The sequence below is a fragment of the Maribacter arenosus genome, assembly GCF_014610845.1.
Lineage (GTDB): Bacteria > Bacteroidota > Bacteroidia > Flavobacteriales > Flavobacteriaceae > Maribacter_A > Maribacter_A arenosus.
In genome coordinates this window covers 67,434-91,235 of record NZ_JABTCG010000001.1, presented here as the reverse complement: position 1 = coordinate 91,235, position 23,802 = coordinate 67,434, and the positions used below count along the sequence as shown (strand labels likewise).

Below are 23,802 nucleotides of genomic sequence, written 5' to 3'. Positions count from 1 at the left end.
ACATGCAACGTGCCCTACAATTGGCTAAAAATGGACTAGGGATTACAGCTCCTAACCCTATGGTAGGAGCGGTTATTGTGTATGGTGATACTATAATCGGTGAAGGGTTTACCAGTAGTTATGGTGGACCGCATGCCGAGGTAAATGCCATTAATGCCGTAGCGGATAAAACCTATCTTGCAAAATCGACCCTATATGTGACTTTGGAACCCTGCTCCCACTTTGGAAAAACCCCACCTTGTGCCGATTTGATCATAAAACATAAAATACCCAACGTGGTAATTGGGGTATTGGATCCTCACGATAAAGTGATGGGGCAAGGTGTGGCTCGCCTTAAATCAGCGGGTTGCAATGTAACGGTCGGCGTACTTGAGGACGCTTGCATAGAGCATCATAAACGATTCTTGACCTTTCATCGAAAACATCGCCCATATATCATATTGAAATGGGCTGAAACCTCTGACGGTTTTATTGCTCCCTTAGCCACTAAAAGAGGCGTTAAACCCCAACCTTTTTGGATTTCCAACAGCTATTCCAAACAGCTTGTCCATAAATGGCGTAGTGAGGAACGGGCTATTTTAGTGGGTACTAAAACTGTTTTGGCAGATAATCCTCAATTAAATGTGAGAACGTGGTTCGGCAGATCTCCGATTCGTGTAATCATCGATAGGAAATTGAAAATTCAAGGTGACTACCATGTGCTCGACCATAACGCAAAAACGATAGTCATCACAGAAATAAAGAAAGGGCCGAAGTGGATGAAAAACATTGATTATGAGGTCATCAACTTTACGAAAAATGTACCCCAACAAATTTGCGATTTGTTATACAAGCATAATATAACAAGTGTTTTGATAGAAGGAGGGGGCAGAACCCTTCAATCATTCTTATCGGATAATTTATGGGACGAAGCGAGGATATTCGTTGGCCCAAATTCCTTTGGCGAAGGCATAAAAGGACCCTCTTTTGAAGGAACTAAATTGTCAACCAAGAAAATTGGGTCCGATTTTTTAAATCTCTATAAAAATGATTAAGAACATCATTTTCGACTTTGGGGATATCTTTATCAATTTGGATAAGGAAATTGTTTTCCGCAAAATCCTAAAATACGGAAACGCCACCCTTGCTCCAGAAGTTCTTGCATTAAGTAGTGCTTTTGAAGTAGGTGCTATTACGCCTGAAACCTTTATAAAAAGACTAAATACCATTTTTCCTAAGGTTTCTACCCAAGAGATCATCACCATTTGGAATGCTATGTTATTGGACTTTCCGGATTACCGTTTGGATTTTCTGGAAAGTTTGGCTCATGAAAATGAATACCGTTTGTTCTTATTGAGCAATACCAATGCTTTACACATTGATGAGGTAATCCAAATCATGGGGAAACCAAAATATAATCGTTTTAAGAATTGTTTTGAACAATTTTATCTTTCCCATGAAATACAATTGAGAAAACCCAATGCGGACATTTATAAATTCGTTCTACAAGAGAACAAACTAAAACCTTCGGAAACCCTCTTTATAGACGATACGTTTGAAAATACCGATGCTGCAAACCAATTAGGAATTAAAACATGGCATCTCAGGGTGGGACAAGAGGATATTATTCAACTAAAATCAAGATTATAGATGATAGACCTTGCCTTAAGCATCTGTTGTTCCAGTCTTATTTTCGTGATTTTTAAGCTTTATGATGTTTATAAGATTGAAACCTTATTTGCGATCATCGCAAATTATTTTGTCGCTTGTTCGGTAGGCCTTTATTTTTATTCAGGTGAGGTAAGACCAGTTGAGATTGCTGAACAACCATGGTTCTTGGGCACGCTACTTCTTGGGTTTTTATTTATTGTTGTTTTCAATTTAATGGCAAAAACATCACAGACCGTAGGGGTTTCCGTGGCATCGGTAGCTACTAAAATGTCATTGGTAGTCCCTGTGATTTTTGGTGTACTCGTATATAAAGAGACCCTTGGATTTTTAAAAGTAGTAGGGATTCTCATGGCTCTTGCAGCCGTATATTTCGCTTCCATCAAAAAAAGGGAGGTTTCATTCAAAAGATCTGACCTTATTCTACCTGTGTTGGTATTTTTAGGGTCCGGTATCATTGACACGAGCATTAAATACGTTCAGGAAGTACATATAAAGGAAAAAGAATTCCCGCTTTTTTCGGCCACAGTTTTTGCAGCCGCGGCCTTTGTAGGTCTTGTTTTTATCCTTTTCAAGGCATTGAAAAGCCAATTGAAAGTAAATTTTAAAAATATCCTTGGAGGAATAGCTTTGGGTATTCCCAATTATTTTTCAATTTACTATTTGTTGCGGGCCTTACAACATCCATCATTGAACAGCGCATCGGTCTTTACGATCAATAATGTTGCCATAGTAATGTTATCCACACTTTTGGGAATCATATTATTCAAAGAGCAAATCAGTCCAAAAAATTGGGGAGGCATCTTTTTGGCCATTATTAGCATAACCTTGGTCGCTCTATTCTGATGGAAACAAACGATTGCTATAAAACATTGGCCAAACCCACAAAAGAAATTCTCTTTAAAGAAAAAAAGAGCAAGTTTTTTAGTTCTGCTTACCCAATAGTATCCGAGGATGAGGTTAAACCTATAATCGAAAGTCTACGGAAAAAGCATCGTACGGCCAACCATATCTGTTTTGCCTGGCAATTGGGCGTTTGTGATGTACTTTATAGGGCCAATGATGATGGTGAACCAAATAATTCCGCGGGCATGCCAATTTACGGACAAATAAAGTCCTTTGGCATCACGAATGTCCTCGTTGTGGTGGCCCGAATTTTCGGTGGTACAAAATTAGGGGTCGGTGGATTGATAAGCGCTTATAGAACGGCCGCTCAATTGGCACTTGAAGAGGCCCTTATTGTCGAGAGAAGGGTAAAAGTGTTACTTGAAATTAAATTCGACTACCCTGTGATGGACAAAGTGATGCGAGTAATTAAAAACCACAACTTGGAAATTGTTTCACAGAAACTCGAAATGGATTGTATTTTAACCTTAAGCGTACCTAAAAGTAAAAGCCAAAAAGTCAAAAAAATATTCAATCATATTCACTCTATTTCCATTCATGAAAAAGAGGGTTAAACCGACAGTTTATCCAATATGTAATCAGGGCATCTGACAGGCTTGTTTTTTTTCGCATCCATAAAAGCAAGTATGGTGTTCGCCTCGGCCAACAATTCGCCTTGTTCATTGTAAATACTATAGTCGAATTCGATCCTCACCATGGGCTTTTTTCGTATGATGGTCCGCACCCGTAAAAGGTCGTCATAAAGCGCGGATTTTTTGAAATTTATGGTCATTGAAATTACAGGTAAGATAATTCCGTTTTCCTCCATGGATTTGTAGGAAACCCCTAAAGACCGTAACCACTCTATCCTACCCATCTCCAAATATTGCGGGTAATTACCGTGGTGCACAACGCCCATTTGATCGGTTTCACCGTAACGTACCCGAAAAGAAAAATCATGAAAATCCATATTTATTCAACTAAAAATTATATATTTAAAAGCTTGTCTTCGTAGTACGGTAACATGCGAAAAAAAAAGGGTAAATTCAACCCCAAATCATTTTTTTTTTAGGAATTTTGTTCACATATTTGCGAGACCTAAATTACACTTGCATATCTGTTGGACTTATCGCTAATTATGCTTAAAAACTAACCATAAACGAGAGAATTTTTTATAATGAGTGTAACTGCAAATTCCGTATGGAACAATTGTTTGGCGTTTATCCAAGATAACATCCAACCGCAGGCATTCAAAACATGGTTTGAGCCTATCAAACCGGTAAAACTTTCTGAAAATGCATTAAGCATTCAAGTACCCAGTAAATTCTTTTATGAATGGTTGGAGGAGCATTATGTTAAACTCCTAAAAGTTGCCCTAACGAAAGAGTTGGGGGAAACCGCCAAATTGGTTTATATCATACGTATGGAGAATACCTATGGTAACCGCGAACCATTCACGGAAAAAATACCGAGTTCAAACAGGGGGCACATGGGACCGCAAGAAATGGATGTTCCCATCAAATCAAAAAACCCTGAACTCAGAAACCCATTTGTGATCCCTGGAATTCGAAATATCAAAATCGAATCCCAGTTGAATCCGAATTACAATTTTGACAATTTTCTTGAAGGCGATTCTAACCGATTGGCAAGATCTGCAGGTATGGCCGTGGCAAACAAGCCCGGTGGAACTTCCTTTAATCCTTTGTTGGTCTTTGGTGGCGTAGGATTGGGTAAAACCCATTTGGCCCATGCCATAGGTGTAGAGATAAAGGACAAATATCCCGAACGCACGGTTTTGTATATTTCTGCTGAAAAATTTACGCAGCAGTATATAGAGTCTGTCAAAAAAAATACGCGAAATGATTTCATACATTTTTATCAACTAATTGATGTGTTGATTATTGATGATGTGCAGTTTTTATCAGGAAAATCAGGTACTCAGGACGTTTTCTTCCATATTTTCAATCATTTGCACCAAAATGGAAAGCAGGTCATCCTAACTTCGGACAAGGCCCCGGTTGACATGCAGGATATTGAACAAAGATTGCTTTCGAGATTCAAATGGGGATTATCAGCAGAATTGCAGAGTCCAGATTATGAAACGAGAATTTCCATCTTAAAAAACAAATTATATCGCGATGGTGTTGAAATGCCAGACGAGATAATCGATTATGTGGCCAAACATATCAAAACCAATATTCGAGAGCTGGAAGGTGCGATTATTTCCTTGATAGCCCAATCCTCGTTCAACAAGAAAGAGGTTACTTTGGAATTGGCCCAACAAGTGGTCGAGAAGTTTGTAAAGAACACCAAACGGGAAGTCTCCATAGATTATATCCAGAAAATAGTTTCCGACTACTTTGAAATGGATGTAGCCACCTTACAATCGAAAACTAGAAAAAGACATATCGTGCAAGCCAGACAATTGGCTATGTTCTTTGCGAAAAAGTTGACCAAGGCCTCTTTGGCCAGTATTGGTTCACAGATTGGCAAAAGGGATCATGCCACGGTTTTGCATGCCTGCAAAACGGTTGATAACCTTGCTGAAACCGATAAACAGTTTCGGAAATATATAGAGGACTTAACCAAGAAACTTTCTTAAATTATTTTAATGGTAACTAGGGTTTTGATGGTCTGCCTTGGAAATATCTGCAGGTCCCCGTTGGCGGAAGGTATACTCCAAAATAAGGTCAATAGTGATTTGGTATTTGTTGATTCCGCAGGAACCGGTGGGTTTCACATCGGAAGCAAGCCAGATAGTAGAAGTATTGCGGTAGGACTTAAATACGATTTAGATATCTCCCATCAACGTTGTAGAAAGTTCACGGTTAAGGATTTTGATGAATTTGATCTAATTTACGTTATGGACTTAAGTAATTATCGGAATGTAATTGCCCTAGCCCAGAACGAACAGCAAAAAAACAAAGTGAAATTATTGTTGGATGAGGTGGAATCGACCACAAAGGAAGTGCCGGACCCTTATTACGATGATAATGGTTTCGAACATGTTTTTCATCTAATAGACGAAGCTTGCACGGCCATTGCCAATAAACTGGAAAGGAACTAACACCTCGTATGGAAAACAATAATTCTCCAAAAGGCAAACTTTATCTAATACCTACTACTTTAGGTGAAAATGAGCCATTGGAGGTATTGCCCATTTCAATAAAAAGGGTCATTGAAGCCGTGGACCATTATATTGTTGAGAACGAAAAAACTACCAGAAGATTCATCAAAAAAATAAGTCCGAGAAAATCACAACCTGGATTACATATTCAAGTGCTCAATAAATACACTGAAGCTAGAACATTGCCTTCCTTTTTACAACCCTGTCTTGAAGGCCTTAACGTGGGTGTCGTATCAGAAGCAGGTTGCCCTGGAATAGCCGATCCAGGGGCGGACATAGTACGTTTGGCGCATCAAAAGAACATACAAGTCGTTCCTTTGGTAGGGCCTTCCTCTATTATATTAGCATTGATGGCCAGTGGATTGAACGGCCAGAATTTCGCTTTTAATGGCTACCTACCCATTGACACCGCTGAACGCAAAAAAGCGATTAAATCCCTGGAAAAAAAATCATTGGAGAGCAATCAATCACAAATATTCATTGAAACCCCGTATAGAAATGATAAACTGTTCACAGAGTTATTGAAAACCCTATCGAACAACACGCAACTTTGTGTTGCTTGCGATATAACCCTAGCAACAGAATCTATAATGACGAAAAGTGTATCGGACTGGAAAGAACGCACGATACAGCTAAATAAAAGACCTGCCATTTTCATCATACAAGGGTAAAAAAATAAGCCCTGACGTCTCCGTCAGGGCCTACCATTTTCATATTTATATAAAATTTTAAACTTTGGGGTTTCGCTTTGGGGAAACCAAAGACAGGTCGTAACCCGAAAAAATCTTCAAATAACTCCTAATCGTTGTGCCATATGCATCCTTGAAGCTGACTTTACCATATGAGCGCAAATACTTCATTACATTTCCCGGACCAGCCAAATGGGCCGCGGCCAACATGCCAGATTCAGTAATCTCAACCCCTTTGATCTTCTTGCCAACAAATTTCTTAATATCTCGCCGCATGATCCATTTATTGCGGGCAATATTGGTTTCAAATGCCTTTTCTTGAAGTATCGGATCGTTTAGAAAAACAGAAGAGTTGTAAACACCCATCAACTGTAAGGTCTCAACACCGAATTGGTACTTGCCTAAATACCCTAAGGTATTTGTCGCAAAATAATTTCCTGACGATTCCTTGAATGCCAAGGCCTCTTTAAAACCATGAAACGTACTGCCTAAAAAAGGCGGGGTTTCTAGGGTGGGAGCAAAAATAGTCTTGTTTTTGGGAAACAAAACTTTCGTAGGTTCATTGACTTTTAACGTTCTTGGTACTGTTACATCAATAGACAGCACGTTGGAACTAATAAAAATCAAAAGCATGATAAGAGAACTAAAAAAGATTAAACATCTTCTCATATCTCTATTTTCTTAAGACTTACAACCAAATGGGGTTTGCTTAAATTTCACGCTTCAAAGATAGAGTGCTTAAAATGTAAGTATGGGAAGCTATTGTTAAAAATATCCAATTTTAGTTAACAAGTCTTAAAATTTCGATTAAGAACCTATCTGTTAATGTTTTGGCTATTGATCCATCGGATATACTGCGCTTTATTTCGGTTGTGTTGTGCCCCGGTCTTTGCAAATTTGTGATACCCAAAATCCTCTACATTGGCTACCATATAAAGATAATCATGTTTTTCCGGGTTTAAAACGGCATCAATTGCAGAAATATCGGGCATGGTTATAGGACCCGGTGGTACTCCTGAATATTTATAGGTATTGTAGGGCGAATCCAGTTCTAAGTCCTTATACAAAACCCTTTTAATAACAGTGTCAAAATTTCCAGTATGCTTTTTTAAAGCAAAGATAACCGTGGGATCTGCCTGTAATAGCATTCGCTTTCGTAATCTGTTAAGATAAAGTCCGGCAACTCGAGGTCGTTCATCCACTTTTGCGGTTTCTTTATGAACGATTGAAGCCAAGGAAACCACCTCATTGGGAGACAACCCCAACGCATCGGCTTTGGCAAGACGTTCGTCATTCCAAAACCGATTATATTCCGACAACATTCGATCTCTAAACTTTTCGGCTGTCGTATTCCAGAAAAACTCGTAGCTATTCGGAATATACATCGCCATTTTTGTCTCATCGGTGAATCCATTGGCCTTATAATAAGCAGCGTCTTCCAATACCGATAAAAGTCGTAGGCTATCGGGTTCTATTTGGGAAGATATCCTTCCTGCTAAATCGGCTAAAGTTTCTTGGTTATTAAAGGATACCTTTACCGGGATATTTTTGCTTCTAAGGGAATTTACAATGTCATTATTGTTCATTCCCTTCTTAATCATATATTTACCTCCTCTTACATTAGATGCATATCCCTTTCTCTGCGCTACTTGAACGAACGATTTAGGGTTTTTCAGCAAGGGTTGCAACAATTTATTGACATCATCCATATTGGCATCGGATGGGATATAGACGAATGCTTCTTGGTTTTTGAACTTGGTATTGGGCGAAAATACGGCATCGTATACTTTATAGGCGAAAATCCCCCCTACAACAAGCCCAATGGCAACCAATAGCAATAAAATCCTTTTTATATACATTATGCGTTTATCTTTTGAAGTAAAATTTCATTTTTATAGCCCCCTTTTGAAAAAATCCAATCCTTCTTCAAACCAACCTCAACAAAACCCATTTTTTTGAACAAGTGTAGGCTAGCTTCATTACCCTCCAGAACGTCAGCATATAATTGTCTTAAGCCCAACACCTTAAAAGCATATTCGCATAAAAGTGTGAGCGCCTCGGCTCCAATACCTTTGTTCCTATCTTTCTGCTCGAGTATAACTAATCCTACTCCAGCCCTTTTATTATGTGGGTCAAAATCAAATAAGTCGATCAATCCCAGTACCTTGTCGGCTTTACAAATACATAAACGTAACTGTTTTACATCAAATATATCCCTATGGGCATTATCCAAATATTGCTTTAAAACATGTTTGGAATAAGGCACCGTGGTGCCACTGATTTCCCAGATATCCGTATTGTTCTCCAACTCATAAAGAAAGTCTAGGTCCCCAGGTTCCAATGCCCTTAAATGAATATGTTTTCCTTGTAAGTTCACCATTCGATTTCTCCCTTAAAAACCTGTTTCGCAGGTCCAATTAAACTCACATTTGAATATCCATTGGAATCCGCTGAAAATCGCACTTGCAAGTTTCCACCTTTGGTTTCAATATCAATGGTCTCAGATGAAACTTTTTTTGCGTAATGCATGGCAATCGCCACAGCGGTAACACCGGTTCCACACGAAAGGGTTTCATCCTCTACGCCACGTTCATAGGTCCTAACGGCAAATAATCCTTCAGAGATGGGTTCAACGAAATTAATGTTACTCCCTTTTTTTCCATAGACGCCATAGCGTAATCGTGATCCTTCTTTATATACATCAAAATCTTGAAGATGTTTTACCAGTTGTACATGATGTGGTGAACCGGTATTCAGGTAATAGGCATTTTTTTTTGTCTCGATTTCAGTGACATTGCCCATTATCAGTTCTACCATATCGCCCTTTATCGTTGCAAAATGAAGTCCATCAACAGCGTTGAATTTCGCCTCCAAGGTGATCAAACCCAGAAATTTCGCGAAGGCAACAAGACAGCGACCTCCATTACCGCACATTGAACCCGGATTGCCATCTGAGTTGTAATACACCATTTTAAAATCCACGGATTCATCATTCTCGAGCAAAATCAATCCATCGGCACCTATCCCAAATCGTCTATCGCAAAGCCGGGCGACGAAGTCGGTATCTTTTTTCGGAAAGATTCCGGAACGATTATCAATCATTATAAAATCGTTCCCTGTTCCCTGATATTTATAAAAAGTAAATGCCATATTAAATTTTATCGGGTAAAGATAATGTAATTTTAAGGGTTTTTTAGCAGTTAAAAAGTAGTTAAACTGCAAAATCAGAATCTTAAAATCACCTAATTTTGAATTTATAATTCTGGATTAATATAAATAACATTTACTTATGAAGAAAATAGGGAGTTCATTGCTTATTGCACTTTTTGCGGGAGTTATAACCTTAGGCGCTTACAAAATGTTTTTCGAAAAAGTGAACTATGCTGTTGTCACTGATGATAACTCCTCATCGATTATTAATTCAAGCTTTTCGCCTACATCGGCAAAAGGGGCAGGAATCAATGAAGTAGATTTTACAATGGCCGCCGAGACCACGGTAAACGCTGTGGTACACGTTAAAAATGTTACGATTAGTACAGGCCCTTCAAGCTTAATGGAATTCTTTTATGGATACGAAGGGAGCCAGAAGGCACAGATCGGTACAGGTTCTGGTGTCATTATTTCCCCTAACGGACACATCGTAACCAACAACCATGTTGTTAAAGGCGCTAGTCAACTGCAAGTTACCTTGAACAATAATAAAACTTATGAAGCTGAATTGGTCGGTACTGATCCTAATTCTGATATCGCCCTTTTAAAGATCGATGCGAAAAGACAATTGCCCTATTTGGCATTTGGGGATTCTGACAATGTTAAGGTGGGCGAATGGGTATTGGCCGTAGGCAATCCGTTTAACCTAACATCCACAGTAACCGCCGGAATTGTTAGTGCGAAGGCCCGGGCCCTTATGAGTACGGACCAATCCTTTATCCAAACCGATGCTGCCGTTAACCCTGGAAACAGTGGAGGTGCCTTGGTCAATACCAATGGGGATTTAATTGGTATCAATACGGCAATATCGTCTCAAACCGGGTCTTATGTAGGATATTCCTTTGCCGTACCCAGTAATATTGCCAAAAAGGTTATCGATGATATCATGGAGTTTGGTAGTGTTCAAAAAGGTGTTTTGGGTATCAAGACGGTTTCCTTGAATACCCCTTATGCCATAGAAAAAGGTATTAATGAGATTGATGGTGTTTACATTGAAGGTGTGGAGGAAGAATCCGGGGCCGATGATGCCGATCTTAAAGAGGGTGATGTGATTAAAGCAATTGACCAGATTAAGGTCCATAAATTTTCAGATTTGACCGGATACCTATCCACCAAAAGACCTGGTGATGAATTGGAGGTCACCATTGATCGCGATGGGGAACAACTTATAGTTCCGGTAACCATAAAAGAGAGACAGACATTATTTGTACCTATAATGGGTCTGGAGGTGAAGAATTTAACCGAAAAGGACAAAAAAACCTTCAAGACCAAAAAAGGGGTTAAAATCGTTGGTGTCCCAGAGACCTACCGTGGATATGGACTTTATGGAAAAGTACTTCTTTCTGTCGATGATGAGGAAATCAACGATATCCAGGAGGCCAAGACACTTTTTGGTCGAATTTCAAGATATGGGAAAACAAGTATTACCATGATTAATGACAAAGGGGAAAGGGAACGCCTAATTTTCCAATAAGTCATAACCTAGAGATATATTCGAGGTCGTTTTATTAGACGACCTCTTTTTTTGTTTTAGGGAAACAGAATAGTAAAGTTTTAAACTTTTACTTTTGAGAAAATTCTAATCGTCAACAACCAATGGATAGGATAAAATCATACGAAAAGGAATTGGCCTTTCAGGCCGATCGAAGAAAAGCTACTACAGAATTTATCAAAATCACAAGTGATCTATGGTATGACAAGGCCATTGAAGTAGTGTTGTTCAAGAACCAAATTATTGACCGTAGCGTAAGTGACATCATTCACTTGCACGAATATGCAGGGGAGTTTGTTCAAAAACCGATTTCTATTTTCGATTCCATTGAAATACTTAGGGCCATCAAGGACATTAAGTTACCCCCAGCAAAATTGGATATTGGAAAATTAACCTATGAATATCATTCGGATGACCATACCTATAATGATATCAAGGCATTTGTAATTGAAAAGCTAAAGGGGGCTTACAGTGCCAAGGAAATACGACCCAAGGATGTGGTCCTTTATGGTTTTGGAAGAATCGGGCGATTACTGGCCCGGGAATTAATGGCTAAAACCGGTAAAGGCAACCAACTTCGGTTGCGGGCCATTGTGACACGAGGTGACATTAATGAAGAAATCCTTGAAAAGAGAGCGAGCTTGTTACGTACCGATTCCGTACATGGAAGATTTTTAGGAACAGTGGATACAGATGTGAGGAATGGTGCCATGATTATCAATGGAACAACAGTTCACATGTTAAGCGCTGACCATCCTGAGGACCTCGACTATACCCATTTTGGGATTGAAAACGCCCTTTTAATCGACAATTCAGGAGCTTTTAGGGACCAAGAAGGGCTATCTCGTCATTTAAGGGCGAAAGGGATTTCTAAAGTATTATTAACGGCTCCAGGAAAAGAAGTGCCCAATATCGTTCATGGAGTCAACCACTTGGAGTACGATCCTGATAAGACGCATATTTTTTCTGCGGCATCTTGTACCACAAATGCCATAACACCTATTCTTAAAGTCATCGAAGATTCACTTGGCATCAAAAAAGGGCATCTCGAGACCATTCATGCCTACACCAATGACCAGAACCTTGTTGATAATATGCATGGTAAATATAGACGTGGCAGGGCGGCGGCCTTGAACATGGTCATAACGGAAACAGGGGCTGGGAAGGCCGTCTCGAAAGCACTGCCATCGCTTCATGGAAAATTAACATCAAATGCCATACGCGTTCCCGTCCCCAATGGATCATTAGCCATTTTGAACTTAGTGATTAAAAACAAAACCTCCTTGGAAGGAATAAATACGATACTCAAGAAATATGCTTTGGAAGGTGATCTTGTTGAGCAAATAAAATATTCACTTAGCAAGGAAATGGTATCATCCGATATTGTTGGCACATCGGCCCCAGCTATCTATGATAGCAAAGCAACCATTGTTTCAGATAACGGTAAGAATGTTGTTCTATATATTTGGTATGATAATGAATATGGCTATGCACATCAAGTCATAAGGCTGGCCAAGTATATTGCAAAAGTGCGGCGATATACGTATTATTGAATCTTATCAATAAAACGATACAATTAAAATTAAACCCTTTCGTTCATAGGTTTATAGGACTTATGATCAAATTTTTTTCTTAATTGATATTAATGGATTACTTTAGTTGCCTCTAAATCATTTACTAAACTTAGAATCATTTTATAATGAAAGGTTTAAAAACACTACTTTTTGTATTGGCCATATTCACTTTTAATATACACAGCGCCCAAGACGAAACCGACACTGAGGAATTGTCCTTGGACAAAGGGAGTATTGACAGCCAGTTCGATTATATCTATAAAAAATCGGGTAACTATAGGGCCGACGGCAAACGTTATGAGGTCGTACGCATAATATCGTTGGATAAATTGCGGAAGAATGTATTGGATTCACTTAATGCTTCCTATAAAAAGGAAGCCGAACTGAATGCCACTATCGCCGGTCATGAAGCTACGATTTCCTCATTGAACAAAAAATTGGAGGAAACAACCAATAATTTAGCTTCGGTAACCGAACAAAAAGATAGTATGTCATTCTTAGGAATTTTGGTTTCCAAAGGCACCTATAATTTTATTCTCTGGACCATCATTGCAGGATTACTACTATTGTTCCTCCTTTTTGTTTATAAATTCAGGAGAAGCAATACGCTGACCCAAGAGGCAAAAACAGCGCTTTCAGAGGTGGAGGTTGAATATGAGGACCATCGACGTAGGGCCTTGGAAAGGGAACAAAAGATTAGTAGACAATTGCAAGACGAGATAAACAAATACAAGAAATCGAAATAATATAAGCTCCAAATTGGAGCTTTTTTTTGCTAGTATTATGATAAAAATCGTCAAGGCCTCGATGGAAAATCTAAACCAAGTCGTTCCCTTATTCGACCAATACAGGGTGTTCTATAAACAAGAAAGTAATGTTGAAGGTGCAATGGTATTTTTAGAGGAGCGAATTCGAAAAAATGAAGCGATAATATTCCTAGCATTTTATAATGATGAACCCGCCGGATTTACACTACTCTACAATATGTTCTCATCGGTTTCGATGCAGCATTCCTATGTTTTAAACGATTTGTTCGTGCCACTGCATCTTAGACAAAAACGGATCGGTGAAACACTTTTGAACAGGGCCAAGAAATTCTGTTTAGACAAAAAGGCAAAGGGCCTTGCACTGGAAACGGCCATTAACAACCCAGCACAGAAATTATACGAAAAATTAAACTGGGTTAAGGACATTAGCAGTTTTCACTACTTTTGGACCGCACAATAATTTAGATCTATCAGCTATTATGCGTATTGATATTATAACTGTATTACCCGAATTACTTAAAAGTCCGTTCGAGGCGTCAATTTTAAAGCGGGCCATCGAAAAAGGGTTAGTCGAGATACACATGCATAATTTGCGCGACTATACCGATAAAAGTTATAATCAAGTAGATGATTATCAGTTCGGTGGAGGAGCGGGAATGGTTTTGATGATCGAGCCGATTGACAAATGTATCTCGGCCTTGAAGAATGAACGGGAATATGATGAGATTATTTATATGACGCCCGACGGGAAAACGTTAAACCAAAAAATGGCCAATAGCCTATCACTGATAGAAAATATGATTATTCTTTGTGGTCATTATAAAGGTGTTGATCAAAGGGTTAGGGATGCCTATGTAACCAAGGAAATCTCAGTTGGGGATTATGTGCTTTCCGGAGGTGAATTGGCGGCGGCCATACTATGTGATTCCGTAATTCGACTAATTCCTGGGGTGCTGAGCAATGAAACCTCGGCACTTACCGACACTTTTCAGGATAATTTATTGGCCCCACCAGTATATACCAGACCCTCAGAATATAAAGGACTTAAAGTTCCTGACATTCTTTTGAGTGGAAATTTTCCAAAAATCGAAGAATGGCGCGAAAACAAGGCTTATGAAAGAACCAAAGCGTTACGTCCTGATCTTTTAGAGAAAAAATAACAATAACACAGTACTATAAATACTTTATGCAGGGATCGATTTAGGCTGTACCGCACAAATCAAAATCTCGGTAATCCCATCCATAATATAAAACAATGGTCATTTGAGGGCTATTAATGACTTTAGGTAGGATACTAGGTATTGATTATAATTGGAAGACCAATGCTGACGGCCAATGTGATCTGGGATACAGCGGCCATTGAAATTGTGGAAATACAAGGATATTTAGCTATTTTAAGAGGTGTCTTTACTGGAATTTTTTCACTTGGTTTTTCTATGGCAATGCTAAAATCACGAAATCATAACATTAATTAAGAAAAATTAGAACTAAAAATCTTGTAGATTTTAATTTATAGCTTATTTTTGCACCCTGTTAAATTAACCTCTGACGAAAATCGTGAATGTTGGTTGAACATCATTGTAAAATATAGTAATGGAATCATTAATCAACTTCGTAGAAAACGAGTTCATTTCAAAAAAAGAATTACCCGAATTCTCGGCCGGTGATACAATCACGGTGTACTATGAGATCAAAGAAGGTGAAAAAACACGTACCCAGTTCTTTAAAGGGGTCGTAATCCAAAGAAGAGGCAGTGGCGCCACGGAAACCTTTACCATTCGAAAAATGTCAGGAACTATTGGCGTTGAACGTATATTCCCGATCAACCTGCCAGCGTTGCAAAAAATAGAAATAAATAAAAAAGGTAAAGTTCGAAGGGCTAGAATATACTACTTTAGAGGACTTACCGGTAAGAAAGCAAGAATAAAGGAAGTTCGTTCTTAAAAAGAATGCACAATATCTAAAAAACACCCCAAGAACTTGGGGTGTTTTTTTATGAACAATTGTTAACAACCTAGGTTTATAAGGTGTTGATTTTTAATTCTTTGTAAATTGAAAATTTCCGTCTATATTTATTCAATGAAAAAATAAACGTCCATTAGGGCAGTTTGTTTATTCATTATAGAGTTTACGTTCTTTATATTGTTGTTTAGTTTACCAAGTAGTTTAATTAGGATCCGTCCTGATTGAAATGAAATGGGTAAATGAGCATGGTTATCGAAGGGCTTACGTCTTGAGGTACAATGTGGATGTTTTTGATTTAAGTATAAAACCCAGGTTCTATAATTAAGATAAAACATTAAGACAGCGAGAAGAAATACAATGGAGTTACTTGGTTGAAGGATTGAGGACAACGGCGTATTTCAAACGTTGAAATAGTGTTGTTGATGGCAATCACTGGTTGCGGTTTTGTTGAAAATACAGAACATATATTGGCAAGCTATTTCTAAAAAGCCATATCAAATGTACTTGTACAATGATATGGCTTTTGTTTTACCCAATATTTTAGGTGAAAAAGGCTTTTTACACTACCCAATAAAGGAATCGTTTTCCATTGATAATTATCCACAATCCTACCATCAACAGGCGGCTATAAAATTGTATATTTGCAGCACTAAAATCAAATTTTTTTTAAATGCCAAAGATTTTCTATACCAAAACCGACGAAGCCCCTGCCCTAGCTACCCAATCATTTCTACCAATTGTCCAAGCCTTTGCCAAAACTTCGGACATAACCATAGAAACCAAGGATATATCGCTTGCTGCTAGGATTATTGCTTCCTTTCCCGAGTTTTTGACTGAGGCCCAAAGAGTGAACGATGATTTGGAGACTCTAGGCGAACTTGCCAAAAAGCCGGAAACCAACATTATAAAACTCCCTAATATAAGTGCTTCAATCCCTCAATTGAACGAGGCCATCGAAGAGCTTCAAAGCAAAGGTATTAGGGTTCCTAGTTACCCAGATGACCCAAAGAACGATGAAGAACTAAAAATCAAGGCTACTTACGACAAAATCAAAGGTAGTGCGGTAAACCCTGTATTACGTGAGGGTAATTCTGATCGCAGAGCCCCAAGGGCCGTTAAGAATTATGCCAAAAAAAATCCACATACCATGGGGGCCTGGCGTAAGAATTCCGGGACCCATGTAGCGACTATGGATCATGGTGATTTCAAAGCGAACGAAAAGTCATTGACCCTTAATTCGGCAACCAATGTCAAGGTAGTACTTAAGGGAAATGATAAGTCGACCCATGTTTTAAAAGAAAACATTCCGCTTTTAAAAGGTGAGGTTATCGATGCCACGGTAATGAGTAAGAAGGCTCTGGTTTCTTTTTTAGCAGAACAAATTGAAGATGCCAAGAAAAAGGGGGTTTTGTTTTCTTTACATATGAAGGCAACCATGATGAAAGTATCCGATCCCATTATTTTCGGCCATGCCATGAAGGTTTTTTTTAAGGATGTGTTTTTGAAACATGCTTCTGTCTTGAATTCCATAGGCGTCAACGTAAACAACGGCTTGGAAGATTTAATGAACCATATAAAAGAACTTCCGACCGTCAAAAGAGATGAAATTGAAGCCGATATAAAAAAGGCCATTGCCAATGGCCCTGATTTGGCCATGGTCAATTCAGATAAAGGGATTACCAATCTTCATGTCCCCAGCGATATTATCATCGATGCCTCAATGCCGGCGATGATACGTAATTCAGGACAAATGTGGAATGCCGAAGGCAAACCACAAGATACTAAAGCGGTTATTCCTGACAGCAGTTATGCAGGTATTTATTCAGCTACTATTGATTTTTGCAAAAAAAATGGAGCTTTTGATCCAACCACCATGGGCACAGTTCCCAATATTGGACTCATGGCCCAGAAAGCCGAAGAGTACGGCTCCCACGATAAAACATTTGAGATAGGCGTCAGTGGCAAAGTTGCAGTCATAGATATCAACACCAAAAAAACCCTAATAGAACACGTTGTTGAAGAAGGGGATATTTGGAGAATGTGCCAAGTAAAGGATGCTCCAGTGCAAGATTGGATAAAATTAGCCGTATCAAGAGCCCGTGCCGCTAAAATCCCAGCGATATTCTGGCTTGATGATGAAAGGGCACACGATCGGGAATTGATAAAAAAAGTGAAGGCTTATTTGCCAAACCATGATACATCAGGATTAGACATTAGAATCCTATCCCCTTTCGAAGCCACTAAACTTACCTTAAAACGACTAAAAGAAGGTAAGGATACTATTTCTGTCTCAGGAAACGTACTAAGGGACTATTTAACCGATCTATTCCCAATACTGGAAGTTGGTACCAGTGCCAAAATGCTATCAATAGTACCTCTTATGAATGGCGGTGGTCTTTTCGAAACCGGTGCTGGAGGCTCTGCTCCCAAGCACGTAGAACAATTTTTGGAAGAAGGCCATTTACGTTGGGATTCACTGGGTGAATACTTGGCACTTGGTGTATCGTTAGACTTCTATGGCGAAAAGAACAATAACCCAAAAGCTCGGATTTTAGGAGATGCTTTAGATAGTGCCACTGAAAAATTCTTATTGAATGATAAATCGCCTTCACGTAAAGTGATGGAATTGGATACCCGGGGAAGTCATTTTTATTTAGCGATGTACTGGGCCGAAGCATTGGCCAACCAAGATAAGGACCGGGACTTAAAAAATACGTTTGCCCAGGTTGCCGAAGACATGAAGAAAAAAGAGTTGAAAATAATCAAAGAATTAACAAAAGCTCAAGGCAGTCCACAAAATATAGGGGGATATTATTTGCCGGATGCCCGACTGGTTGCCAATGCAATGAGGCCTAGCAAGGCATTCAATCGTATCCTGTCCAAAATCTGATTTATAAATTTTCAAAAACGAAACCCTTGGCAGTTGTCAAGGGTTTTTCTTTTAAATTAATGTTAACGCATCCCATACCCTTAGTATTCTTTTTACATTTACGAAAAATTGCATCAATGATTAAGAGGTATTCGGCTTTTATCATCCTGTTATCTATTTTTCCATTTTCACTTTTTTCCCAACAAAAATTTACCCTAAGCGGCACCGTTTCTGAAGCGTCTAGCAACGAAACGATGATTGGAGTAACCATTGCAGTCCCAGAGCTGAATACAGGTGTGACCACAAATGAGTATGGCTTCTACTCCATTACCTTACCTGAAGGTGAATACGAATTACAGGTCAGTTATCTCGGATTTCAAGAGCAAATACAAACCATACAATTGACCGATAACAGCAAGCTGAACTTTTTGATGATCGAGGAGGCTGAGCAATTGGATGAGGTTATCGTCACTGATACAAGTGATAAATTGGACATACGTAAACCGCAAATGAGTGTAAATACGATGTCGGTCGCAACGATTAAAAAGATACCTGTAATTCTTGGTGAGGCCGATGTCATTAAGTCGATATTGTTGTTGCCAGGGGTTACCAATGCCGGTGAAGGGGCTTCCGGTTTCAATGTAAGGGGTGGTGCTGTGGACCAAAATCTCATCCTTCTTGATGAGGCCACCATTTTTAATTCTTCACACCTATTTGGGTTTTTCTCGGTATTCAACCCGGATGCCATAAAAGATATAAAGTTGTACAAAGGGGGGATTCCTGCCCGCTATGGCGGTAGACTTTCATCGGTACTTGATATCTTTCAAAAAGAAGGGAATAGCAAGGAGCTTAAAATTAACGGAGGTATAGGTTTGGTTGCTAGCCGCTTACTTATCGAAGGGCCTTTGAAAAAAGACAAAGCGGCGTTCCTAATTGGAGGCAGGTCTTCCTATGCCCATCTTTTTCTACCCTTGTTCAATGTGGACAATACGGCTTATTTTTATGACCTGAACACCAAAATAAACTATAAACTGAACGAAAACAACAATATCTTTTTATCGGGGTATTTCGGAAGGGATGTTTTTAGCATCAGTGATAGTTTTGTGAACACCTATGGCAATGCGGTAGGGAATTTTCGCTGGAACCATTTGTTTTCCAACAAGTTGTTCTCGAATCTATCCTTGATTTATTCCGACTATTACTATGGATTGAAATTGGATTTTGTAGGATTCAATTGGAACTCAGGAATACAAAATTTCAATGTGAAATATGACTTAAAACATTATGTCAACGATCACTTGCAAATAAACTATGGTCTTAACAATATCTATTATCGTTTTAATCCTGGGAAGATAGAACCGAGTAATTCAACATCAGGAATCGTGGAAAATCAACTTATACAGAAATATGCCAATGAGTTTGCGGCCTATCTAGGTTTTGAGCATGAGATAACCCCGAATCTTAGCCTTGGCTACGGATTGCGATACAGTTACTTCAACCGCTTGGGCCAAGATGAATTGAATGTCTATGAAAATGACAATCCGGTTATTTTCAATTCCGAACTCCAAATCTATCAGGAAGCTGACCCCATAGGCACATTGAATCCTCGAAGGAATGAAAGCTTGGCCAAATTCAACAATTTTGAGCCCAGGATCAGTTTGTCGTACACATTAAATTCGGATAGCTCCGTTAAAGCCAGTTATACTCGATTGGCCCAATACCTTCACCTACTTTCAAATACCAGTTCCCCTACACCTTTGGATGTATGGACCCCCAGTGGCTCTTTTATAGAGCCCCAATTATTGGATCAATACGCATTGGGGTATTTCAAAAATCTTAAGGAGGGTGATTATTCCTTAGAGACCGAAGTGTTCTATAAGGATATTCAAAATCGCATCGATTATGTTGATGGAGCCAATTTAATTGCCAATGATGCCATAGAGCAAGTCATACTAAACGGTGAGGCAAGAGCATACGGCCTGGAGTTCTTATTTCGTAAAAACGTGGGTAAACTTCAGGGCTGGCTAGCTTATACGCTTTCAAAGTCAGAGCAAAGGACCCCTGGACGCAACCCTAATGAAACGGGTATCAATAGTGGGGAGTGGTATAATACCCCATATGATAAAACCCATGACTTTTCGATTTATGGGAACTATGAACTTAATAGCAAATGGAGTTTCAATACCAATTTTGTATTTCAGACCGGACAGCCCACCAACTACCCTATCGGGCAATATGAATTCCAAGGATTAACGGTGCCATATTATGGATTGAGAAATAAGGAAAGGCTACCTGGATATCATCGATTGGACCTTGCTGCCACTCTTACGCCGAAAAAGAACAAGGATAGAAAATTACAGGGCGAATGGGTATTTAGTCTCTATAATGTTTACAATAGAAGGAATGCCGCTTCAATATCCTTTAGAAGAAATCAAGATACGAATGTGAATGAGGCCGTTCGAACTTCCATATTCGGGATTGTACCGGCTGTTACCTATAACTTTAAATTTTAGGCCATGGGGAAATACTTGATATTATTATTATTAACATTGATTATGGTGGTCGGTTGCGAGGATGTTGTTGAGGTTGATGTGCCCAAAGATGAAACACGTCTTGCAATCGATGCCTTGATTCGAGTAGATACCAATGTATTTACAACACAGGTACAGGTTAAGGCAACAGAAACGACCTCTTTTTTTGAAGAAATCGGACCAGCGTCTTTGGATCAAATCCAACTTTTAAATCTATCGACCAATACATTGACAGATTTGGTGGAAGAACCTCCCGGAACAGGAAGATACGTTGCGAATTGGTCGACTGATCAACTTATGCAAGGTGAATTACAATTGACCATACGATATAATAATGAGCTGTATATAGCAAATACAACCTATGTTCCTACGGTACCTTTCGATGCTTTGAAACAAGGAGACGGCTCTTTATTCTCAGCTGATGAAACCGAAATATTGGTTTCTTATACGGATGAAGAAAACCGCGTTGATTTTTATCTTTTCGATTTTGATTTTAACGAATATCTCGTCTCGGAAGATACGTTTTACGAAGGTCAGTCCTTCGAATTTTCTTATTTCTACGAAGAGGGCCTGGAATCTGGTCGTGAACTTAATATCAGTATCATAGGCGTAAATGAAGCCTTTTATCATTATATGAATCAGCTGATCGTTCAAAGTGGTGGAGATCAGGGACCTTTCCAGACCCCAGCGGCCACAGTAAGGGGAAATATCATTAATACCGACAATATAGACAATTTGGCCTTGGGGTATTTTGCTGTTTGCCAGGAATACGTCGAGACCATTGTCCTGGAATAAAATATGATATAAAACGTTTCAATATAATCAACCTAGAATTGGTACTTTTATAATTGAAGATAGAATAAGCCATGAAAACCGATAAGGATCTTTTGATAAAAGGAGTTAAACATTTTGCCTATACCTTTCTCTTAATGTTTACTGCCCCTATTATTTTATGGCAAGCTTTTAAAAACCAAGAACACACTTTTTATATTCCAGTTTTGATTGTTGGATTACTTTTGGCCATTGCAGCCATTGCTATGGGTTTTTATAGTGTACATCTGATAATGAATGCCTTGTTCAATACCCCAAAGAAAAAGAAATAACGCAAGCTACCCTCTAATCAATACTCCTATTCCATTTTTGTGCTTGCTGACCCCCATTTGTTTTCCAGGTCCATATAATTGAAATCCAATACAGAATTTTGTCGTTCCAATCGACCGGCAGCGAAGGCACGCTGTAATATATCTTCTATAAGATAGTCCTCATGGATCAAATCCGGTCTATACTCTTCTTTTAAGCTAATATTGAACATTTTCGCCGTAGTATTATACCAGAATGCACGCCACCCACTTCTCAACTCCTTAACCAGTCCAAACGCGGTATTTCCCGTTTGCCGATATATCAGTTTAACCAAAATCTGGCCCTCGGTCCTGGTCAATTTCTTTAATTCATCAGAAAACTCACCTTCAATGTATTTTTGCACTTCCTTGGTGTATTTTTTACGCTTTCTTGGTTTCTTTATACTTGAAAGGCTATCATTAAGTTCGCTCAGACGTTCGGCGGCCAACTTGGCATATGGAAATACCTTTATTGTCTTACGTCTCAGGATATAATACCTAAGTTTATCATTATAGGTAGAAAATTTCAATTTACTGAATACATACACCTCGTCCAATGGAATGGAATGGTACATGATTGAATCGCCTTCGATAATAATTAGTTTCTCGGTTAGAGAATCCATGGGTTGCTCCTTTAGTTGTGCAGAGGCAAACAAGGTAGCTATACAAAACACCAAAAATAAAATCCTTTTTTCCATACTTATGGGTAAAAGCAAAAGCCCTGCCAAAATTAACGATTATTAATCATGGTTATTATTAATTAAAAGTGAATATTGTTAAGTTTGTATCTTAAAATATTTCATATGGCTACAAATAGGGTTCTTACCAAAAAATCAATGGATTTTTTAGAAAAATACTTAAACAATGCAGCTCCAACGGGCTATGAATGGGAAGGTCAAAAGATTTGGATGGAGTATCTAAAACCCTATGTCGACACCTTCATTACCGATACTTATGGCTCTGCCGTTGGCGTCATAAATCCGGATGCCGATTACAAGGTCGTCATAGAAGGACATTCCGATGAAATTTCCTGGTATGTCAACTATATTACGGATAACGGACTTCTATATGTGATTCGTAATGGTGGCAGTGACCATCAGATAGCACCATCTAAATGGGTGAACATCCATACCAAAAAGGGCATTGTGAAGGGCGTTTTTGGCTGGCCAGCGATCCACACCAGGGACAAGTCTAAAGAAGAACCCCCAAAGTTGGATAATATTTTTATTGATATAGGGGCAAAGGATAAGAAGGAAGTTGAAAAAATGGGTGTTCATGTTGGTTGTGTCATTACCTATCCCGATGAGTTCCAGATTCTCAATAAAGATAAATTCGTTTGTCGTGCCATTGATAATAGGGCTGGTGGCTTCATGGTTGCCGAAGTTGCACGTTTGTTGCATGAAAACAAGAAGAAACTACCTTTCGGCCTGTACATTACGAATTCCGTACAAGAGGAAATAGGGTTACGTGGTGCTGAAATGATCACCGAGACCATAAAGCCCAACGTAGCGATCATCACCGATGTTTGCCACGACACGACCACCCCCATGATCGAAAAGAAAACCCAAGGCCATACCGAGATTGGTGCCGGACCAGTAATCTCTTATGCCCCTGCCGTACAGAATAAATTACGGGAACGTATCATTGAAACAGCTGAGGAGAAAAAAATACCGTTCCAGCGAATGGCCGCCTCTAGGTCTACAGGAACAGATACCGATGCCTTCGCATATAGCAATGGTGGAGTTGCTTCTGCCTTGATCTCATTACCATTGCGCTATATGCATACTACGGTAGAAACAGTGCATAGGGATGACGTAGAGAATGTAATCCGTTTGATTTATGAAACTGTGTTGAAAATTAAGAAGGGAGAAACGTTCAGTTACTTTGAGTAGTTCAAAACAGGTGATCCTTAAATAAAAGGGTTGCAT

The 23,802-nt window shown here is 39.0% G+C and carries 24 protein-coding genes; 18 read left to right on the top strand and 6 right to left on the bottom strand.

From position 1 onward, the window contains the following. Nucleotides 1-2: 2 nt before the first annotated feature. The 4 genes from ribD to HPE63_RS00440 are packed head-to-tail and all read left to right on the top strand — an operon-like array spanning nucleotide 3 to nucleotide 3,107. Nucleotides 3-1,034 carry a bifunctional diaminohydroxyphosphoribosylaminopyrimidine deaminase/5-amino-6-(5-phosphoribosylamino)uracil reductase RibD gene (gene ribD, locus HPE63_RS00455; protein ID WP_262890199.1) on the top strand — a complete coding sequence of 344 codons (1,032 nt, stop codon included), beginning with the start codon at nucleotides 3-5 and terminating at the stop codon, nucleotides 1,032-1,034. After that, complete coding sequence (locus HPE63_RS00450) at nucleotides 1,027-1,629, top strand: HAD family hydrolase (RefSeq protein WP_188312264.1); 603 nt, start codon at nucleotides 1,027-1,029, stop codon at nucleotides 1,627-1,629. Before ribD ends, HPE63_RS00450 begins: the two co-directional genes overlap by 8 nt. Further along, nucleotides 1,630-2,493: a GRP family sugar transporter gene (locus tag HPE63_RS00445; protein ID WP_188312263.1), complete on the top strand. Its 864-nt coding sequence runs from the start codon at nucleotides 1,630-1,632 to the stop codon at nucleotides 2,491-2,493. Beyond that, nucleotides 2,493-3,107, top strand: coding sequence for an IMPACT family protein (locus HPE63_RS00440; protein WP_188312262.1), 615 nt, complete (start codon nucleotides 2,493-2,495; stop codon nucleotides 3,105-3,107). The genes HPE63_RS00445 and HPE63_RS00440 overlap by 1 nt, the downstream gene beginning before the upstream one ends. Here HPE63_RS00440 and HPE63_RS00435 read toward each other — a convergent pair. After that, a complete protein-coding gene (locus HPE63_RS00435; protein WP_188312261.1) occupies nucleotides 3,104-3,502 on the bottom strand; it encodes an acyl-CoA thioesterase in 399 nt (132 codons plus the stop codon). The genes HPE63_RS00440 and HPE63_RS00435 overlap by 4 nt on opposite strands. A gap of 207 nt (nucleotides 3,503-3,709) precedes the next feature. Here HPE63_RS00435 and dnaA point away from each other — a divergent pair, with 207 nt between their 5' ends. From dnaA to HPE63_RS00420, 3 genes are read left to right on the top strand one after another with little or no spacing between them, the layout of a single operon-like run. Further along, nucleotides 3,710-5,134, top strand: a complete 1,425-nt coding sequence (gene dnaA / locus HPE63_RS00430; RefSeq protein WP_188312260.1) for a chromosomal replication initiator protein DnaA — start codon at nucleotides 3,710-3,712, stop codon at nucleotides 5,132-5,134. Nucleotides 5,135-5,143: 9 nt separating this feature from the next. Beyond that, complete coding sequence (locus HPE63_RS00425) at nucleotides 5,144-5,599, top strand: low molecular weight protein-tyrosine-phosphatase (RefSeq protein ID WP_188312259.1); 456 nt, start codon at nucleotides 5,144-5,146, stop codon at nucleotides 5,597-5,599. Nucleotides 5,600-5,607: 8 nt separating this feature from the next. Beyond that, nucleotides 5,608-6,330 (top strand): SAM-dependent methyltransferase, encoded by a 723-nt coding sequence (locus HPE63_RS00420; RefSeq protein ID WP_188312258.1) that lies wholly within the window; start codon nucleotides 5,608-5,610, stop codon nucleotides 6,328-6,330. A 57-nt stretch (nucleotides 6,331-6,387) separates the two neighbouring features. On the opposite strand, the gene HPE63_RS00415 is transcribed toward HPE63_RS00420, so the two are convergent. The 4 genes from HPE63_RS00415 to dapF all read right to left on the bottom strand — a co-directional run bounded on the left by HPE63_RS00415 (nucleotide 6,388) and on the right by dapF (nucleotide 9,498). Further along, the gene (locus HPE63_RS00415; RefSeq protein WP_188312257.1) at nucleotides 6,388-7,017 is read right to left on the bottom strand and encodes a hypothetical protein; all 630 of its coding nucleotides are present in this window, start codon (nucleotides 7,015-7,017) and stop codon (nucleotides 6,388-6,390) included. A 146-nt stretch (nucleotides 7,018-7,163) separates the two neighbouring features. After that, a complete protein-coding gene (gene mltG / locus HPE63_RS00410; protein ID WP_188312256.1) occupies nucleotides 7,164-8,207 on the bottom strand; it encodes an endolytic transglycosylase MltG in 1,044 nt (347 codons plus the stop codon). Then, entirely contained in the window at nucleotides 8,207-8,728 is a 522-nt protein-coding gene (locus tag HPE63_RS00405; protein WP_188312255.1) for a GNAT family N-acetyltransferase, read from the bottom strand. Before HPE63_RS00405 ends, mltG begins: the two co-directional genes overlap by 1 nt. Then, entirely contained in the window at nucleotides 8,722-9,498 is a 777-nt protein-coding gene (gene dapF, locus HPE63_RS00400; RefSeq protein WP_188312254.1) for a diaminopimelate epimerase, read from the bottom strand. The genes HPE63_RS00405 and dapF overlap by 7 nt, the downstream gene beginning before the upstream one ends. Before the next feature lie 139 nt (nucleotides 9,499-9,637). On the opposite strand from dapF, the gene HPE63_RS00395 reads away from it, so the two are divergent. The 10 genes from HPE63_RS00395 (at nucleotide 9,638) to HPE63_RS00350 (ending at nucleotide 21,859) form a co-directional block, all read left to right on the top strand. Then, nucleotides 9,638-11,032 (top strand): S1C family serine protease, encoded by a 1,395-nt coding sequence (locus HPE63_RS00395; RefSeq protein WP_188312253.1) that lies wholly within the window; start codon nucleotides 9,638-9,640, stop codon nucleotides 11,030-11,032. Between the two features lie 122 nt (nucleotides 11,033-11,154). Continuing rightward, the gene (locus HPE63_RS00390) at nucleotides 11,155-12,603 is read left to right on the top strand and encodes a glyceraldehyde-3-phosphate dehydrogenase (protein WP_188312252.1); all 1,449 of its coding nucleotides are present in this window, start codon (nucleotides 11,155-11,157) and stop codon (nucleotides 12,601-12,603) included. A 146-nt stretch (nucleotides 12,604-12,749) separates the two neighbouring features. Then, a complete protein-coding gene (locus HPE63_RS00385) occupies nucleotides 12,750-13,370 on the top strand; it encodes a tRNA (guanine-N1)-methyltransferase (protein ID WP_188312251.1) in 621 nt (206 codons plus the stop codon). 61 nt (nucleotides 13,371-13,431) lie between these two features. After that, on the top strand, nucleotides 13,432-13,851 hold the full coding sequence (locus HPE63_RS00380) for a GNAT family N-acetyltransferase (RefSeq protein WP_223198001.1): 420 nt from the start codon (nucleotides 13,432-13,434) through the stop codon (nucleotides 13,849-13,851). A 19-nt stretch (nucleotides 13,852-13,870) separates the two neighbouring features. Continuing rightward, nucleotides 13,871-14,551: a tRNA (guanosine(37)-N1)-methyltransferase TrmD gene (gene trmD, locus HPE63_RS00375; protein ID WP_188312249.1), complete on the top strand. Its 681-nt coding sequence runs from the start codon at nucleotides 13,871-13,873 to the stop codon at nucleotides 14,549-14,551. Between the two features lie 433 nt (nucleotides 14,552-14,984). After that, nucleotides 14,985-15,335, top strand: a complete 351-nt coding sequence (rplS, locus tag HPE63_RS00370; RefSeq protein ID WP_188312248.1) for a 50S ribosomal protein L19 — start codon at nucleotides 14,985-14,987, stop codon at nucleotides 15,333-15,335. A gap of 691 nt (nucleotides 15,336-16,026) precedes the next feature. After that, the gene (locus HPE63_RS00365; RefSeq protein WP_188312247.1) at nucleotides 16,027-18,246 is read left to right on the top strand and encodes an NADP-dependent isocitrate dehydrogenase; all 2,220 of its coding nucleotides are present in this window, start codon (nucleotides 16,027-16,029) and stop codon (nucleotides 18,244-18,246) included. Between the two features lie 116 nt (nucleotides 18,247-18,362). Beyond that, on the top strand, nucleotides 18,363-20,738 hold the full coding sequence (locus HPE63_RS00360; RefSeq protein WP_188312246.1) for a TonB-dependent receptor: 2,376 nt from the start codon (nucleotides 18,363-18,365) through the stop codon (nucleotides 20,736-20,738). Nucleotides 20,739-20,741: 3 nt separating this feature from the next. Continuing rightward, a complete protein-coding gene (locus HPE63_RS00355) occupies nucleotides 20,742-21,551 on the top strand; it encodes a DUF4249 family protein (RefSeq protein WP_188312245.1) in 810 nt (269 codons plus the stop codon). A gap of 71 nt (nucleotides 21,552-21,622) precedes the next feature. Then, on the top strand, nucleotides 21,623-21,859 hold the full coding sequence (locus tag HPE63_RS00350; protein WP_188312244.1) for a DUF6095 family protein: 237 nt from the start codon (nucleotides 21,623-21,625) through the stop codon (nucleotides 21,857-21,859). A gap of 26 nt (nucleotides 21,860-21,885) precedes the next feature. Here HPE63_RS00350 and HPE63_RS00345 read toward each other — a convergent pair whose 3' ends face one another. Then, entirely contained in the window at nucleotides 21,886-22,572 is a 687-nt protein-coding gene (locus HPE63_RS00345) for a DUF4294 domain-containing protein (RefSeq protein WP_188312243.1), read from the bottom strand. 105 nt (nucleotides 22,573-22,677) lie between these two features. Here HPE63_RS00345 and HPE63_RS00340 point away from each other — a divergent pair, with 105 nt between their 5' ends. Next, the gene (locus HPE63_RS00340; protein WP_188312242.1) at nucleotides 22,678-23,766 is read left to right on the top strand and encodes a M42 family metallopeptidase; all 1,089 of its coding nucleotides are present in this window, start codon (nucleotides 22,678-22,680) and stop codon (nucleotides 23,764-23,766) included. The last annotated feature ends 36 nt before the right edge of the window (nucleotides 23,767-23,802 follow it).